This is a genomic window from Bacillus sp. Root131 (genome assembly GCF_001429475.1).
GTDB classification, from domain to species: domain Bacteria; phylum Bacillota; class Bacilli; order Bacillales; family Bacillaceae_G; genus Bacillus_A; species Bacillus_A thuringiensis_S.
Map to the genome: position 1 here is coordinate 1,450,552 of NZ_LMJQ01000001.1, position 15,474 is coordinate 1,466,025.

The window sequence follows — 15,474 nt, forward strand, 5'->3', positions numbered from 1 at the left end:
ATCTGTTTAAAGGAGAGAATTTAATATGCAACAATTAATCGCAGAAATTACAAAAGGCCAATTAAAAACTGACCTTCCTTCATTCCGTCCTGGTGACACTTTACGTGTACACGTAAAAGTTGTTGAGGGAACTCGTGAAAGAATTCAGCTTTTCGAAGGTGTTGTAATTAAACGTCGTGGTGGCGGAATTAGTGAAACATTCACAGTTCGTAAGATTTCTTACGGTGTAGGTGTTGAGCGTACATTCCCAGTTCACACGCCAAGAATCGCGAAAATCGAAGTACTTCGCCGTGGTAAAGTACGTCGTGCTAAGTTATACTACTTACGTAACCTTCGCGGTAAAAAAGCACGTATTAAAGAAATTCGATAAGACATGTATGGGAGCTTGTAAATGCACAAGCTCCCTTTTTCCAATCTATATGAAATTTTGGTATAATACGAACAGCTTACATAACCGTGGAGGGGAAATGCATGAAAAAAGAGAAGAGTTCACTTTGGGAATGGATTAAAGCAATTTTGATTGCTGTTGTATTAGCTGGTGTTATTAGACAGTTTTTCTTTGCGCCAATTCTCGTAGACGGGGTATCGATGGCACCTACTTTACATGATCGTGATCGAATGATTGTAAATAAAATTGGTTATCACATTGGAGATCCAAAACGCTTTGATATTATCGTATTTCGAGCAACAGAAGATAAAGATTACATTAAGCGCATTATAGGCCTACCGGGCGATGAAATAGAGTATCGTAATGATAAGCTGTATGTTAACGGAAAGGCTTATGAGGAGCCGTATTTAGACAAGCAGAAAAAGCAAATTGCTGACGGACCGCTTACATATGATTTTAATCTTGAAGAAATGACAGGCAAGAAAACCGTTCCAAAAGATCAATTATTTGTTTTAGGTGATAATCGTCGTTTTAGTAAAGATAGCCGTTCAATCGGTACGATTTCAATGGATCAAGTAATTGGTAAAGCTAATATGTTATATTGGCCGTTAGAAGACGCACGTATTGTGAAATAAATGAAAAAGAAGGTGGCAACATGGTAATTCAATGGTTTCCAGGGCATATGGCGAAGGCTAGACGCCAAGTAACGGAGAAATTAAAATTAATTGATGTTGTAATTGAACTTGTAGATGCTCGATTACCATTATCATCTCGAAACCCAATGATTGATGAAATCATTACACATAAGCCAAGGCTTGTTGTTTTAAATAAAGCGGATATGGCAGATGACCGTTTAACAAAACAATGGATCGCATATTTTAAAGAAAAAGGTCATATGGCAATTTCGATTAACGCGCAAGCTGGACAAGGTATGAAAGAAATTGCAGCAGCTTGTAAAGTGCTTGTTAAAGAAAAATTTGATAAAATGGTTGCAAAAGGTATTAGACCGAGAGCGATTCGTGCATTAATTGTAGGTATACCAAATGTTGGTAAATCTACATTAATTAATAAATTGGCAAAGAAAAATATTGCTAAAACAGGAGATCGTCCAGGTGTGACAACAGCTCAACAATGGATTAAAGTTGGGAAGGAAATGGAATTGTTAGATACGCCAGGTATTCTGTGGCCTAAATTTGAAGATCAATTAGTGGGTCTTCGCTTAGCGACGACGGGTGCAATTAAAGATTCAATTTTAAATTTACAAGATGTAGCTGTTTACGCATTACGTTTTATGGAGAAACAATATCCAGAACGCTTGAAAGAACGCTATAATTTAAATGAGATTCCAGAAGATATTGTGGAATTATTCGATGCAATTGGAAAAAATAGAGGCTGCTTAATGGGCGGCGGAATGATTGATTATGATAAGACATCTGAGCTTGTACTTCGTGAGCTTCGTGGTGGCAAACTTGGAAAAATGACGTTTGAAACACCGGAAGAGTTTGCAGAGCAAGTAGAAGATGTGGAAAAAATAGAAGAAGTATAAGACGTGCGTTTGTGCGTCTTTTCTTTTTGGATACGTTTAAAAAGGAGTTTGTATAAATGCAAAAAATGACGATAAAAGAAGCGGAAAATGTATTGAAAGAAATTATGAATGAAGAAGATGATCGCTTTCAACTGTTAATGAAAGATGAGCGAAAAGGCGTTCAAAAGCTCGTTTTGAAGTGGTATAAACAAAAAGAGTTAGAACAGAAAGAAAAAGAGAATTTTTTTGAAATGTCCAAGTATGAAAATGCTTTGCGTGAAAAAGGGGTCACATATATCGCGGGTATTGATGAAGTAGGGCGTGGCCCGTTGGCTGGGCCTGTTGTGACGGCAGCTGTCGTCCTTCCAGAGGATTTTTATATTCCAGGGTTAAATGACTCAAAAAAGCTGAGTGAAGCGAAACGTGAGCGTTTTTATGATGAAATAAAAGTACAAGCAATTGCAATTGGAGTAGGAATTGTATCACCGCAAGTTATTGATGACATTAATATTTACCAAGCAACGAAACAAGCAATGTTAGATGCAGTTGCAAATTTATCTTGTACACCCCAACATTTATTAATTGATGCGATGAAGCTTCCTACACCAATTCCGCAAACCTCAATTATTAAAGGTGATGCGAAAAGTATTTCTATTTCAGCTGCATCTATTATTGCGAAAGTAACGAGAGATCGTATGATGAAAGAACTGGGAGAAAAGTATCCTGAATACGGATTTGAGCAACATATGGGATATGGCACAAAGCAACATTTAGAGGCAATTGAAGTGCATGGAGTATTAGATGAACACCGAAAGTCATTCGCGCCAATTAAAGATATGATTCAAAAATAAGCTGTAAATATACAGCTTATTTTTTATTTTGGCATATAAACATTACTATTTTCGAAAAAGAATAAAGCGATTTCAGTTTTCTGACACTTTATTGTAGACAGCGTGCCAATCATCTTATACAATGGCAATGTAATGTTTTTTAAACATTAAAAAACTTTTCGAGTAAAACAGGAAAACAGGGGAGGATGGGACCATGAATATCCATGAGTACCAAGGTAAGGCAGTCCTTAGAAGCTATGGGGTTAGCGTTCCGAACGGGAAGGTTGCATTTACAGTAGAAGAAGCTGTAGAAGCAGCGAAAGAACTAGGAACAGATGTATGTGTAGTGAAAGCACAAATTCACGCTGGTGGACGCGGCAAAGCTGGCGGAGTAAAAGTTGCAAAAAATTTAGATGAAGTTCGTACATATGCAGAAAGCATTTTAGGAACTACACTTGTGACACATCAAACAGGTCCTGAAGGTAAGGAAGTAAAACGCTTACTTATCGAAGAAGGTTGCGATATTAAAAAAGAATATTATGTAGGTCTAGTTTTAGATCGTGCAACTTCTCAAGTTGTTTTAATGGCGTCTGAAGAAGGCGGAACAGAAATTGAAGAAGTAGCAGAAAAAACACCTGAAAAAATCTTTAAAGAATATATTGATCCAGCAGTAGGCTTACAAGGTTTCCAAGCACGCCGAATTGCATTTAACATCAATATTCCAAAAGAGCTTGTAGGACAAGCTGTGAAGTTTATGATGGGCTTATACCGTGCGTTTATCGAAAAAGATTGCTCTATCGCTGAGATTAACCCACTTGTTACAACAGGTGAAGGTAAAGTTATGGCATTAGATGCAAAATTAAACTTTGATTCTAATGCGTTATATCGCCATAAAGACATTTTAGAGCTTCGTGATCTTGATGAAGAGGATTCAAAAGAAATTGAAGCTTCAAAATACGATTTAAACTACATTCCTTTAGATGGAAATATCGGTTGTATGGTTAATGGTGCAGGTTTAGCGATGGCTACAATGGATATCATTAAACATTACCACGGTGACCCAGCTAACTTCTTAGATGTTGGTGGCGGTGCAACTGCTGAAAAAGTTACAGAAGCATTCAAAATTATCCTTTCTGACAAAAATGTAAAAGGTATCTTCGTTAACATTTTTGGTGGTATTATGAAGTGTGATGTTATTGCAGAAGGTGTTATTGAAGCAACGAAACAAGTAGGTCTTGAGTTACCTTTAGTTGTACGTCTTGAAGGTACAAACGTAGAACTAGGTAAGAAAATTTTAAATGAGTCTGGCTTAAATATTGTTGCAGCAGAATCTATGGCAGACGGTGCACAAAAAATTGTTTCACTAGTGGGCTAATAGAAAGCGGGGGAGAAAAATGAGCGTATTAGTTAATAAAGATACAAAAGTTATTGTTCAAGGTATTACAGGTTCTCAAGGTTTATTCCATACAAAACAAATGATTGAATACGGTACGAAAATTGTCGGTGGTGTAACACCAGGTAAAGGCGGCACTGATATTGAAGGTGTACCAGTATTTGATACAGTAGAAGATGCAGTGAAAGCAACAGGCGCAAACGCTTCAGTTGTATACGTTCCACCCGCTTTTGCGGCAGATGCAATTATGGAAGCAGTTGATGCAGAAATTGATTTAGTAGTATGTATTACTGAAGGAATTCCTGTATTAGATATGGTAAACGTAAAGAGATATATGGCTGGTAAACATACACGTTTACTTGGACCAAACTGCCCAGGTGTAATCACACCAGATGAATGTAAGATTGGTATTATGCCAGGATATATTCATAAAAAAGGTCATGTTGGTATCGTATCTCGCTCTGGTACATTAACGTATGAAGCTGTACATCAATTAACACAAGAAGGTATTGGCCAATCTACTGCTGTAGGTATCGGTGGAGACCCTGTTAACGGTACAGACTTTATTGATGCGTTAAAAGCATTTAATGAAGATGAAGAAACACATGCTGTAATTATGATTGGTGAAATCGGCGGTACAGCAGAAGAAGAGGCAGCTGAATGGGTAAAAGCTAATATGACAAAACCTGTTGTAGGCTTCATTGGTGGTCAAACAGCGCCTGCTGGCAAACGTATGGGCCATGCTGGTGCAATCATTTCTGGTGGTAAAGGAACTGCTGCTGAAAAGATTAAAACAATGGAAGCTTGTGGCATTAAAGTAGCTGAAACTCCAGCAGTTATGGGAGAAACGCTAATCTCTGTTTTAAAAGAAAAAGGTCTATTTGAGACTTGCAAAAACTATTAATCTGTTGAAAGACACCTTCTTACTTGAGGGTGTCTTTTTACACTTTTTTCTGTTTACATAATAAAAATTATGGGTAAGGAGAATCAAGATGAAAAGAGAGCGGTTATTACATCTTCATTACTTGCTAGCAGATTATTGGAAAGCGATGGAGAGGCTACTATATGTCGATCCAGAATTAAAGAACATATATAATTTTAACGAAAAACAAATGGAGCACTACACTGGAATATCCTCGAAAAAATCTTCAGAACTAGTGAAATTTCTTCAAAGTTCAAATCTTCCGCAATATATATCTTATTTAGAGAAAAATCGTATCTTTTATATAACGATATGGGATGAAAATTATCCACAATTATTACGTGAAATACAAGACCCTCCCTTCGTTTTATATGGAAAAGGAGAGAAAGATTTTCTAAATAAAGTAAATAAATTAGCAGTTGTTGGAACGAGAGAACCATCATTATATGGTCATGAGAGCTTGAAATTTATTTTACACCCTTTATTAGAAAGAGAGTGGCTTATTGTCAGTGGGTTTGCAAAAGGGATAGATACAATGTCTCATGAGATTACAGTAAGGCATCATTGTCCCACTATTGGGATATTAGGGCATGGATTGTCGTTTATGTATCCGAAAGAAAATAGACATTTATATGAAATGTGGAAGGAATATATATTGTTATTGACAGAGTATCCTCCGCACTATGCACCGAAAAAATGGTATTTTCCAAAAAGGAACCGGATTATTAGTGGTATAAGTAAAGGTGTTTTAGTTGTAGAAGCGAAATCGAGAAGTGGGACACTTATTACTGCAGACCTTGCGTTAGAGCAAAATAGAGAGGTGTTTGCGCTTCCTGGACCTATATTTATAGAGGGGGCATCGGGAACAAATCATCTTATTCAACAAGGCGCAAAATTAGTAAGAAATGCAGAAGATATCTTGGAAGAGATTTTAAATTAACCTTATATTTTTAAATTTTTATTAAACAATTATTGACAAATGGTAGATTGGCACTGTATGGTATATTCATTCTTGATTGACAAAAACAAGAGAAATCAATAAGATTAATGAAGACTTGAATCCACCTCTTAAGGAGGCACTAGCATGTCAGATTACCTCGTGATCGTGGAGTCGCCTTCTAAGGCGAAGACCATTGAGAAATATTTAGGGAAAAAATACAAAGTTGTCGCGTCTATGGGACATGTTCGCGATTTGCCAAAAAGTCAAATGGGGATAGAAGTAAAGAACAACTTCACCCCGAAGTATATTACCATTCGTGGTAAAGGTCCCGTCTTAAAAGATTTAAAATCAGCGGCGAAAAAAGCAAAGAAAGTCTATCTCGCGGCCGATCCAGACCGCGAAGGGGAAGCAATTGCTTGGCATTTAGCGAATACGTTAAATGTGGACGTTGAATCAGATTGTCGGGTTGTGTTTAATGAGATTACGAAAGATGCAATCAAAGAATCATTTAAACATCCTCGTGCAATTAATATGGATTTAGTAGATGCACAACAAGCAAGACGTATACTTGATCGTCTTGTTGGTTACAATATTAGTCCTTTATTATGGAAGAAAGTAAAAAAAGGATTAAGTGCAGGGCGTGTACAATCTGTAGCAGTTCGTTTAATCATCGAACGTGAAAAGGAAATTCAAAGCTTTGAACCTGAAGAATTCTGGACAATTAAAACAGAATTTGTAAAAGGAAAAGACACATTTGAAGCAAGCTTTTACGGTGTAGATGGGGAAAAGGTTCAATTAACGAATGAAACGCAAGTGAATGAAATAATTGAACAGATGAAAGACAATGCGTTTTCAGTTGAAAATGTAACGCGCAAAGAGCGAAAACGTAATCCTGCATTACCGTTTACAACATCTTCCTTGCAACAAGAAGCAGCACGTAAGTTAAACATGCGAGCAAAGAAAACGATGATGCTTGCACAGCAATTGTATGAAGGGATAGATCTTGGAAAACAAGGAACTGTAGGTCTTATTACGTATATGAGAACTGATTCAACACGTATCTCAGAAACAGCTCAAACAGAGGCTCGTACTTACATCACTGAAGCGTATGGTACGGAATACATAGGAACAGAAAAGAAGAAAGAAACGAAAAAGTCAAATGCACAAGATGCACATGAGGCAATTCGTCCTACTTCGGTAATGAGAAAGCCAGAGGAACTAAAAAGTTTCTTAAGTCGTGATCAACTTCGATTATATAAATTGATTTGGGAGCGATTTGTTGCAAGTCAAATGGCGTCTGCTATAATGGATACTGTGACAGCGAGACTCATTAATAACAATGTTCAGTTCCGTGCAAGTGGATCGGTTGTAAAGTTCCCAGGATTTATGAAAGTGTATGTAGAGTCGAAAGATGATGGTGCTGAAGAAAAGGATAAGATGTTGCCGCCTTTAGAAGTAGGGGAAACTGTATTTTCGAAGGATTTAGAACCGAAGCAACATTTTACACAACCTCCTCCGCGCTATACAGAGGCTCGTCTAGTAAGAACACTTGAAGAACTTGGAATTGGAAGACCGTCGACTTATGTACCTACACTTGAAACGATTCAAAAACGTGGATATGTAGGCTTGGATAATAAACGCTTCGTTCCGACTGAACTTGGTGAAATAGTAATTGAACTTATTTTAGAATTTTTCCCGGAAATTATTAACATTGAATTTACTGCCAATATGGAGCAAAGCCTTGATGAAGTGGAAGAAGGAAATGCCAATTGGGTGAAAATTGTTGATGATTTCTACGTAGGATTTGAACCGCGCTTAGAAAAAGCGGAAAAAGAAATGCGTGAAGTGGAAATTAAAGATGAGCCAGCTGGGGAAGACTGTGAATTATGCGGACATCCAATGGTCTTTAAAATGGGTAAATACGGGAAGTTTATGGCTTGTTCGAATTTCCCTGATTGTCGTAATACAAAACCGATTGTGAAAGAAATCGGTGTAACTTGTCCGAAATGTGAAGAAGGACAAATTATTGAGCGTCGTAGTAACAAAAAGAAACGCCTTTTCTATGGATGCGGTACGTATCCAGAATGTGACTTTGTATCTTGGGATAAGCCGATTGGTCGTAAATGTCCGAAGTGTGAAGGCATGCTTGTAGAGAAGAAGTTGAAAAAAGGCGTGCAAGTACAATGTATTTCGTGCGATTATGAAGAAGAACAACAAATGTGAGCGTAACTGCTCACATTTTTTTCGGGAAGAAAAGGAAAGGTGATATATATGACAACACAAGTAGTAAACGTCATTGGCGCAGGTCTTGCAGGAAGTGAAGCGGCTTACCAAATTGCAAAACGTGGTGTCCAAGTTAGATTATATGAAATGAGGCCGGTAAGGCAAACGCCAGCTCATCACACAGATAAATTTGCTGAATTAGTATGTAGTAACTCACTTCGTGCAAACACTTTAACAAATGCAGTTGGAGTTATTAAAGAGGAAATGCGTTTAATGGATTCTGTAATTATTCGTGCGGCAGATGAGTGCTCTGTACCAGCTGGAGGTGCGTTAGCTGTAGACCGTCATGAGTTCGCAGCTAAAGTAACAGAATACGTAAAAAACCATCCGAATGTAACGGTAGTGAACGAAGAGCTTACTGAAATTCCAGAAGGACCAACAATTATTGCAACAGGTCCACTTACATCTCCTGATCTTGCTGCACAATTAAAAGAACTAACAGGTGAAGATTATTTCTATTTCTACGATGCGGCAGCACCAATCGTAGAAAAAGACAGTATTGACATGAATAAAGTATATTTAAAATCGCGTTATGACAAAGGCGAAGCTGCATATTTAAATTGCCCAATGACAGAAGAAGAGTTTGACCGTTTTTATGAGGCTTTAATTGCTGCTGAGACAGTGCCTTTAAAAGAGTTTGAAAAAGAAATTTTCTTTGAAGGTTGTATGCCAGTAGAAGTTATGGCAAGTAGAGGGAGACAGACGCTAGTATTTGGACCTATGAAACCTGTTGGATTGGAAGATCCAAAAACAGGGAAAACGCCATATGCTGTTGTTCAGTTACGTCAAGATGATGCAGCAGGAACTTTATACAATATCGTAGGTTTCCAAACGCATTTAAAGTGGGGACCACAAAAAGAAGTGCTACAGTTAATACCGGGACTGGAAAATGCAGAGATTGTACGTTATGGTGTAATGCATCGTAATACGTTTATTAATTCACCTAATTTGCTTCGTCCAACATATCAATATAAACAACGTGATGATTTATTCTTCGCTGGTCAAATGACTGGAGTAGAGGGATATGTTGAATCAGCAGCATCAGGATTATTAGCAGGAATTAATGCTGCACGTCTTGTGCAAGGTGAAGAGCCAGTTGTATTACCGTCAGTAACTGCGATGGGCAGCATGGCAAATTACATTACGGCAACGAACGCTAAAAACTTCCAACCGATGAATGCGAACTTCGGTCTATTTGCACCGTTAGAGAAGAAGATCAAAAAGAAAGCGGAACGAAATGAAGCATACGCAACACGCGCTTTAGAAACAATTCGAAATTTTGTAAATATTTAGTTAAATTTCTTGCAAAGGCTACTAAGTTGTGATACGATCTAGTAGCCTTTATTGAGGTGAGTTGTGTGAATGTGAAGAAATTGTTACAATTATTCGTTGGATATTTACAAATTGAAAGAAATTATTCAAAATATACAATTGCAAGTTATCAAAATGATTTAGAACATTTTGTGCAATTTATGGAGCGAGAAGGCATATCCTCTTTTTTAGACGTTACATACGCGGATGTTCGTTTGTACTTAACGACGTTGCACGATGAAAAGTTAGCCCGTAAATCTGTCGCAAGAAAAGTATCAAGCTTACGAAGTTTATATCGTTTTTTGATGCGTGAAGGTTATCGGAAAGATAATCCGTTTGCACTTGCGTCACTCCCCAAAAAAGAATTGTCAATCCCAAAGTTTTTATATGCTGAAGAGTTAGAGGAATTATTTGAAGTTTCTGACACGGAAACGCCATTAGGTCAAAGGAATCAAGCTTTATTAGAGTTGATGTATGCGACTGGAATCCGTGTGAGTGAATGTGTCAATTTACAACTTACCGATATTGACTTTGCGGTGGGAACAATTTTAGTAATGGGAAAAGGAAAAAAACAAAGGTATATTCCGTTCGGAAGCTATGCGCAAGATTCTTTAATTACTTATATAGAGAATGGGAGAAAACAGTTAGTTAATAAGACTGACGAAGACTCTCGTATGGTGTTTTTAAATGCGAAAGGTACACCGCTAACAAGTCGTGGAGTGCGTTATGTTTTAAATGAACTCATTAAAAAGGCTTCATTGACAATGCGAATAAGTCCCCATATGTTAAGGCATACATTTGCTACACATATGTTAGATGAAGGGGCGGATTTACGTACTGTACAGGAGCTATTAGGTCATGAGAATTTGTCGACCACACAAATTTATACGCATGTCTCTAAAGAAAGATTGCGTTCTGTTTACATGAAGCATCACCCGCGGGCATAAATTGCTTTAAAAGCTATAAAAACAAATAAAGGAGTTTTTTCTATGGGGAATTTCCACGCTACAACGATATTTGCAGTTCATCATAATGGAGAATGTGCAATGGCTGGAGATGGTCAGGTGACAATGGGAAATGCTGTTGTAATGAAACATACAGCTCGTAAAGTTCGCAGACTTTTCCAAGGTAAAGTTTTAGCTGGTTTTGCAGGTTCAGTTGCTGATGCATTTACTCTTTTTGAAATGTTTGAAGGAAAATTAGAAGAGTATAATGGCAACTTGCAGCGTGCAGCTGTTGAAATGGCAAAACAATGGCGTGGCGATAAAATGTTACGTCAACTAGAAGCGATGCTCATTGTCATGGATAAAACAACTATGCTCCTTGTTTCAGGTACAGGAGAAGTGATTGAACCGGATGATGGTATTTTAGCAATTGGATCTGGTGGGAATTATGCACTTTCTGCAGGTCGTGCTTTAAAGCAATATGCAAGTGAACACTTAACAGCGAAACAAATTGCGAAAGCGAGTTTAGAGATTGCTGGCGATATTTGTGTTTATACGAATCACAACATAATTGTTGAAGAATTGTAGAATCGTAAGGGAGGCATTTTATATGCATTTACATTTTACTCCGCGCCAAATTGTGGAAAAATTAGATCAATACATCATCGGTCAAAAAGACGCAAAGAAAGCGGTTGCTGTAGCGTTGAGAAATCGATACCGTCGCAGTAAATTAGCTGAAAATTTACGTGATGAAATAGCACCTAAAAACATTTTGATGATTGGACCGACAGGTGTTGGGAAAACAGAGGTAGCACGACGAATGGCGAAACTCGTTGGAGCACCTTTTATTAAGGTTGAGGCTACAAAATTTACAGAAGTTGGATATGTGGGTAGAGATGTAGAGTCGATGGTACGTGACCTTGTGGAAACATCCGTTCGTATTGTAAAAGAAGAAATGGTAGTGAAAGTTCAAGATAAAGCAGAAGAGCAAGCGAATCAACGTCTTGTTGAAATTTTAGTGCCGAGTCCGGAGAAGCAATCTGGATTTAAAAATCCATTAGAGATGCTGTTTGGGGGCGCTCAAAATTCGAGTCAAACGTCTGATACACAAGAAGATGGTGAAATTGAAAAGAAACGTCAAGATGTGGAGAGAAAGCTTGCTGCAGGGCTTCTTGAAGACGAAATTGTATCGATTGAAGTGACTGAGCAACAGTCGTCAATGTTTGATATGTTACAAGGAACTGGCATGGAGCAAATGGGAATGAGTTTCCAAGATGCGTTAGGGAGTTTTATGCCGAAAAAAACAAAAAAACGTAAACTTTCTGTAAAAGAAGCAAGAAAACTCTTGACAAATGAAGAGGCACAGCGCTTAATTGATATGGATGAAGTTACACAAGAGGCTGTTTATCGTGCTGAACAGCTCGGGATTATTTTTATCGATGAAATTGACAAAATTGCTGGTAAGCAGTCGAATAGCGTAGATGTATCACGTGAAGGTGTGCAACGTGACATTTTGCCAATTGTAGAAGGGTCGAATGTTGCGACAAAATACGGATCAGTAAAAACGGATTATATTTTATTCGTTGCAGCTGGAGCGTTCCATATGTCTAAACCGTCGGATTTAATTCCGGAATTGCAAGGGAGATTTCCGATTCGAGTAGAATTAACGAAATTATCGACAGACGATTTTGTTAAAATATTAATCGAGCCTGACAATGCGTTAATTAAACAATATATGGCATTATTAGCGACTGAAGGTATAGAAATTGAATTTTCAGACGAAGCTATTCGTAAGATTGCTGAGATTGCTTATCAAGTTAATCAGGATACAGATAATATTGGAGCAAGAAGACTTCATACGATTATGGAGAAGCTCCTTGAAGATTTATCGTTTGAAGCATCTGAAATTACGTTAGAGAAAATAACGATAACCCCTCAATACGTTGAGGAGAAATTAGCAACAATTGCTAAAAATAAAGATGTGAGCCAGTTTATTTTGTAATAGTGTCATCAGGTGACTCGCCCTAGTTTCCAAGTGATGAAAAAATATGTGAGTAACATGTAGGAGGAACTTTTGAAATGGAATTATTAGCAAAAACAAGAAAATTAAATGCGTTATTACAGAGCGCAGCAGGGAAGCCTGTAAACTTTAGAGAAATGTCTGACACAATGTGTGAAGTAATCGAAGCAAACGTATTCGTAGTTAGCCGTCGTGGTAAATTACTAGGTTATGCAATTCACCAACAAATCGAAAACGAACGCATGAAGCAAATGCTTGCAGAACGTCAATTCCCAGAAGAATATACACAAAGCTTATTCAACATTACAGAAACATCTTCAAACTTGGATGTGAACAGTGCTTACACAGCATTCCCAGTAGAAAACAGAGAATTATTTGGTCAAGGTTTAACTACAATCGTACCAATCGTTGGTGGTGGTGAGCGTCTAGGTACATTAGTATTAGCTCGTCTAGGTCAAGAGTTCTTAGATGACGATTTAATCCTTGCTGAGTACAGCTCAACTGTTGTAGGTATGGAAATCTTACGTGAAAAAGCAGAAGAAATCGAAGAGGAAGCACGTAGTAAAGCTGTTGTTCAAATGGCGATCAGCTCATTATCTTACAGTGAGTTAGAAGCAATTGAGCACATCTTCGAAGAATTAAATGGAACAGAAGGTTTACTTGTTGCAAGTAAAATTGCTGATCGCGTAGGAATTACTCGCTCTGTAATCGTAAATGCACTACGTAAATTAGAAAGTGCTGGTGTTATTGAGTCTCGCTCTTTAGGTATGAAAGGAACATACATTAAAGTGCTAAACGACAAGTTTCTACAGGAACTTGCTAAATTAAAAACAAACTAATTTATAAAGAACTCTCCTAGATTGAGGAGAGTTTTTTTGTGCAATGATTGATGGTGCTTGTGAAAAGTGGCATAAGCGTGTTTTCTGGGAAAACTATTAATTGTATTTTGCTTTTTTGCTTAAAAGAAATGAAGGTTGGTAATACTAGAATTCGAGTATGAACAAAGAAAGTTTTACATTGTTCGCATTTTCGACTTGATTGTAACATTTCAGTATGATATAGTAAGCAGTGGTGTCAGTACAAAGTACACACGTTTACTGATTTAAGTGTTGGTGCTACGTTTGTAGTTTCGCTTAGAGATGAAGTAAACGGAGGATATCAAAAACCATTTAGGAGGAACTATATTATGTCAGTAATTTCTATGAAGCAATTGCTTGAAGCTGGTGTTCATTTCGGACATCAAACTCGTCGTTGGAACCCAAAAATGAAGCGTTACATTTTCACAGAGCGTAACGGTATCTACATCATCGACTTACAAAAAACTGTGAAAAAAGTTGAGGAAGCTTACAGAACGATGCGTGACATCGCTGCTGAAGGTGGAGACATTTTATTCGTAGGTACTAAAAAACAAGCACAAGAAGCTATTAAAGAAGAAGCAACTCGTGCGGGTATGTACTTCGTTAACCAACGTTGGTTAGGTGGAACTTTAACAAACTTCCAAACAATCCAAAAGCGTATCAAGCGTCTTAAAGACATCGAAAGAATGCAAGAAGATGGTACTTTCGAAGTACTACCTAAGAAAGAAGTTGTTCAACTTAAAAAAGAGTTAGAGCGTCTTGAGAAATTCTTAGGCGGTATTAAAGATATGAAAGGTCTTCCAAGTGCATTATTCGTAGTAGACCCTCGTAAAGAGCGTATTGCAGTTGCTGAAGCACGCAAATTACACATTCCAATCATCGGTATCGTTGATACAAACTGTGATCCAGACGAAATCGATCACGTTATCCCAGCAAACGATGATGCAATTCGTGCTGTAAAACTTCTTACATCTAAAATGGCAGACGCGATCCTTGAAGCAAAACAAGGTGAAGAAACTGTTACTGCGTAACAAAGTTGGAAAGGTGATAAGGGGTTCGGCCTTTTATCACCTTTTTTAAGGTATAAACACCTTTATAAAAAGTATAAATACATATTTTAGGAGGATGAAAAGTATGGCAATCACTGCTCAAATGGTAAAAGAATTACGTGAAAAAACTGGCGCAGGTATGATGGACTGCAAAAAAGCTTTAACAGAAACTAACGGCGACATGGAGAAGGCAATTGACTTCTTACGTGAAAAAGGTATTGCGAAAGCTGCTAAAAAAGCAGACCGCATTGCTGCTGAAGGTTTAACTTTCATCGAAACAAACGGTAACGACGCTTTAATCTTAGAATTAAACTCTGAAACTGATTTCGTTGCGAAAAACGAAGGTTTCCAAGCATTAATTAAAGAACTAGCTGCTCACTTATTAGCTAACAAACCTGCTAACGTTGAAGAAGCTATGACTCAAACAATTGAAGGCGGCAAAACAGTAGAAGAGCACATCAACGAAGCAATCGCTAAAATTGGTGAAAAACTTACACTTCGTCGTTTCGAAATCGTATCAAAAACTGATGCAGATGCATTCGGCGCTTACCTACACATGGGTGGACGTATTGGTGTATTAACAGTTCTTGAAGGTTCTACTGATGAAGCAGCTGCTAAAGATGTAGCAATGCACATTGCAGCAGTTAACCCTAAATACATCGACCGCGATGCTGTAACAGCTGAAGAAGTTGAGCATGAGCGTCAAGTATTAACACAACAAGCATTAAACGAAGGCAAGCCTGAAAAAATCGTTGCAAAAATGGTTGAAGGCCGTCTAGGCAAATTCTTCGAAGAGATTTGCTTACTTGACCAAGCATTCGTTAAAAACCCTGATATGAAAGTTCGTCAGTTCGTTGAGTCTAAAGGCGGAACATTAAAAGGATTCGTTCGCTACGCTGTTGGCGAAGGTATCGAAAAACGTGAAGACAACTTTGCTGAAGAAGTAATGAACCAAGTAAAAGGTAGTAACTAATACAGATTAGGGAACACATTGTGTTCCCTTTTTTAAAAT

General features: G+C 37.7%; 15 protein-coding genes. All 15 read left to right on the forward strand.

The genetic code is table 11. The annotated features are described in order from the left end of the window. Positions 1-25 precede the first annotated feature (25 nt). The 15 genes from rplS (at position 26) to tsf (ending at position 15,435) form a co-directional block, all read left to right on the forward strand. Complete coding sequence (gene rplS, locus ASE54_RS07285; RefSeq protein ID WP_001186516.1) at positions 26-370, forward strand: 50S ribosomal protein L19; 345 nt, start codon at positions 26-28, stop codon at positions 368-370. Positions 371-471: 101 nt separating this feature from the next. Beyond that, positions 472-1,023 (forward strand): signal peptidase I, encoded by a 552-nt coding sequence (lepB, locus tag ASE54_RS07290; RefSeq protein ID WP_000711853.1) that lies wholly within the window; start codon positions 472-474, stop codon positions 1,021-1,023. Positions 1,024-1,043: 20 nt separating this feature from the next. Further along, complete coding sequence (gene ylqF / locus ASE54_RS07295) at positions 1,044-1,934, forward strand: ribosome biogenesis GTPase YlqF (RefSeq protein WP_000236705.1); 891 nt, start codon at positions 1,044-1,046, stop codon at positions 1,932-1,934. Positions 1,935-1,990: 56 nt separating this feature from the next. After that, a complete protein-coding gene (locus ASE54_RS07300; protein WP_001171121.1) occupies positions 1,991-2,764 on the forward strand; it encodes a ribonuclease HII in 774 nt (257 codons plus the stop codon). 193 nt (positions 2,765-2,957) lie between these two features. Continuing rightward, positions 2,958-4,118: an ADP-forming succinate--CoA ligase subunit beta gene (gene sucC / locus ASE54_RS07305; protein WP_001020791.1), complete on the forward strand. Its 1,161-nt coding sequence runs from the start codon at positions 2,958-2,960 to the stop codon at positions 4,116-4,118. A 19-nt stretch (positions 4,119-4,137) separates the two neighbouring features. Beyond that, complete coding sequence (gene sucD / locus ASE54_RS07310) at positions 4,138-5,040, forward strand: succinate--CoA ligase subunit alpha (RefSeq protein ID WP_000115178.1); 903 nt, start codon at positions 4,138-4,140, stop codon at positions 5,038-5,040. Positions 5,041-5,128: 88 nt separating this feature from the next. Further along, complete coding sequence (gene dprA / locus ASE54_RS07315) at positions 5,129-5,998, forward strand: DNA-processing protein DprA (protein ID WP_000818044.1); 870 nt, start codon at positions 5,129-5,131, stop codon at positions 5,996-5,998. A gap of 144 nt (positions 5,999-6,142) precedes the next feature. Continuing rightward, positions 6,143-8,221 (forward strand): type I DNA topoisomerase, encoded by a 2,079-nt coding sequence (topA, locus tag ASE54_RS07320; RefSeq protein WP_001286957.1) that lies wholly within the window; start codon positions 6,143-6,145, stop codon positions 8,219-8,221. Between the two features lie 48 nt (positions 8,222-8,269). Further along, positions 8,270-9,574, forward strand: coding sequence for an FADH(2)-oxidizing methylenetetrahydrofolate--tRNA-(uracil(54)-C(5))-methyltransferase TrmFO (gene trmFO / locus ASE54_RS07325; protein WP_000213007.1), 1,305 nt, complete (start codon positions 8,270-8,272; stop codon positions 9,572-9,574). Between the two features lie 65 nt (positions 9,575-9,639). Then, on the forward strand, positions 9,640-10,539 hold the full coding sequence (gene xerC / locus ASE54_RS07330; protein ID WP_001101244.1) for a tyrosine recombinase XerC: 900 nt from the start codon (positions 9,640-9,642) through the stop codon (positions 10,537-10,539). A gap of 42 nt (positions 10,540-10,581) precedes the next feature. Further along, complete coding sequence (gene hslV / locus ASE54_RS07335) at positions 10,582-11,124, forward strand: ATP-dependent protease proteolytic subunit HslV (protein WP_000526274.1); 543 nt, start codon at positions 10,582-10,584, stop codon at positions 11,122-11,124. Between the two features lie 22 nt (positions 11,125-11,146). Continuing rightward, entirely contained in the window at positions 11,147-12,538 is a 1,392-nt protein-coding gene (gene hslU, locus ASE54_RS07340) for an ATP-dependent protease ATPase subunit HslU (RefSeq protein ID WP_057272978.1), read from the forward strand. A gap of 77 nt (positions 12,539-12,615) precedes the next feature. Further along, the gene (gene codY, locus ASE54_RS07345; protein WP_000421290.1) at positions 12,616-13,395 is read left to right on the forward strand and encodes a GTP-sensing pleiotropic transcriptional regulator CodY; all 780 of its coding nucleotides are present in this window, start codon (positions 12,616-12,618) and stop codon (positions 13,393-13,395) included. A gap of 347 nt (positions 13,396-13,742) precedes the next feature. Beyond that, the gene (gene rpsB / locus ASE54_RS07350; RefSeq protein ID WP_000111485.1) at positions 13,743-14,444 is read left to right on the forward strand and encodes a 30S ribosomal protein S2; all 702 of its coding nucleotides are present in this window, start codon (positions 13,743-13,745) and stop codon (positions 14,442-14,444) included. A gap of 103 nt (positions 14,445-14,547) precedes the next feature. Then, positions 14,548-15,435 (forward strand): translation elongation factor Ts, encoded by an 888-nt coding sequence (gene tsf / locus ASE54_RS07355; protein ID WP_001018576.1) that lies wholly within the window; start codon positions 14,548-14,550, stop codon positions 15,433-15,435. Positions 15,436-15,474 lie beyond the last annotated feature (39 nt).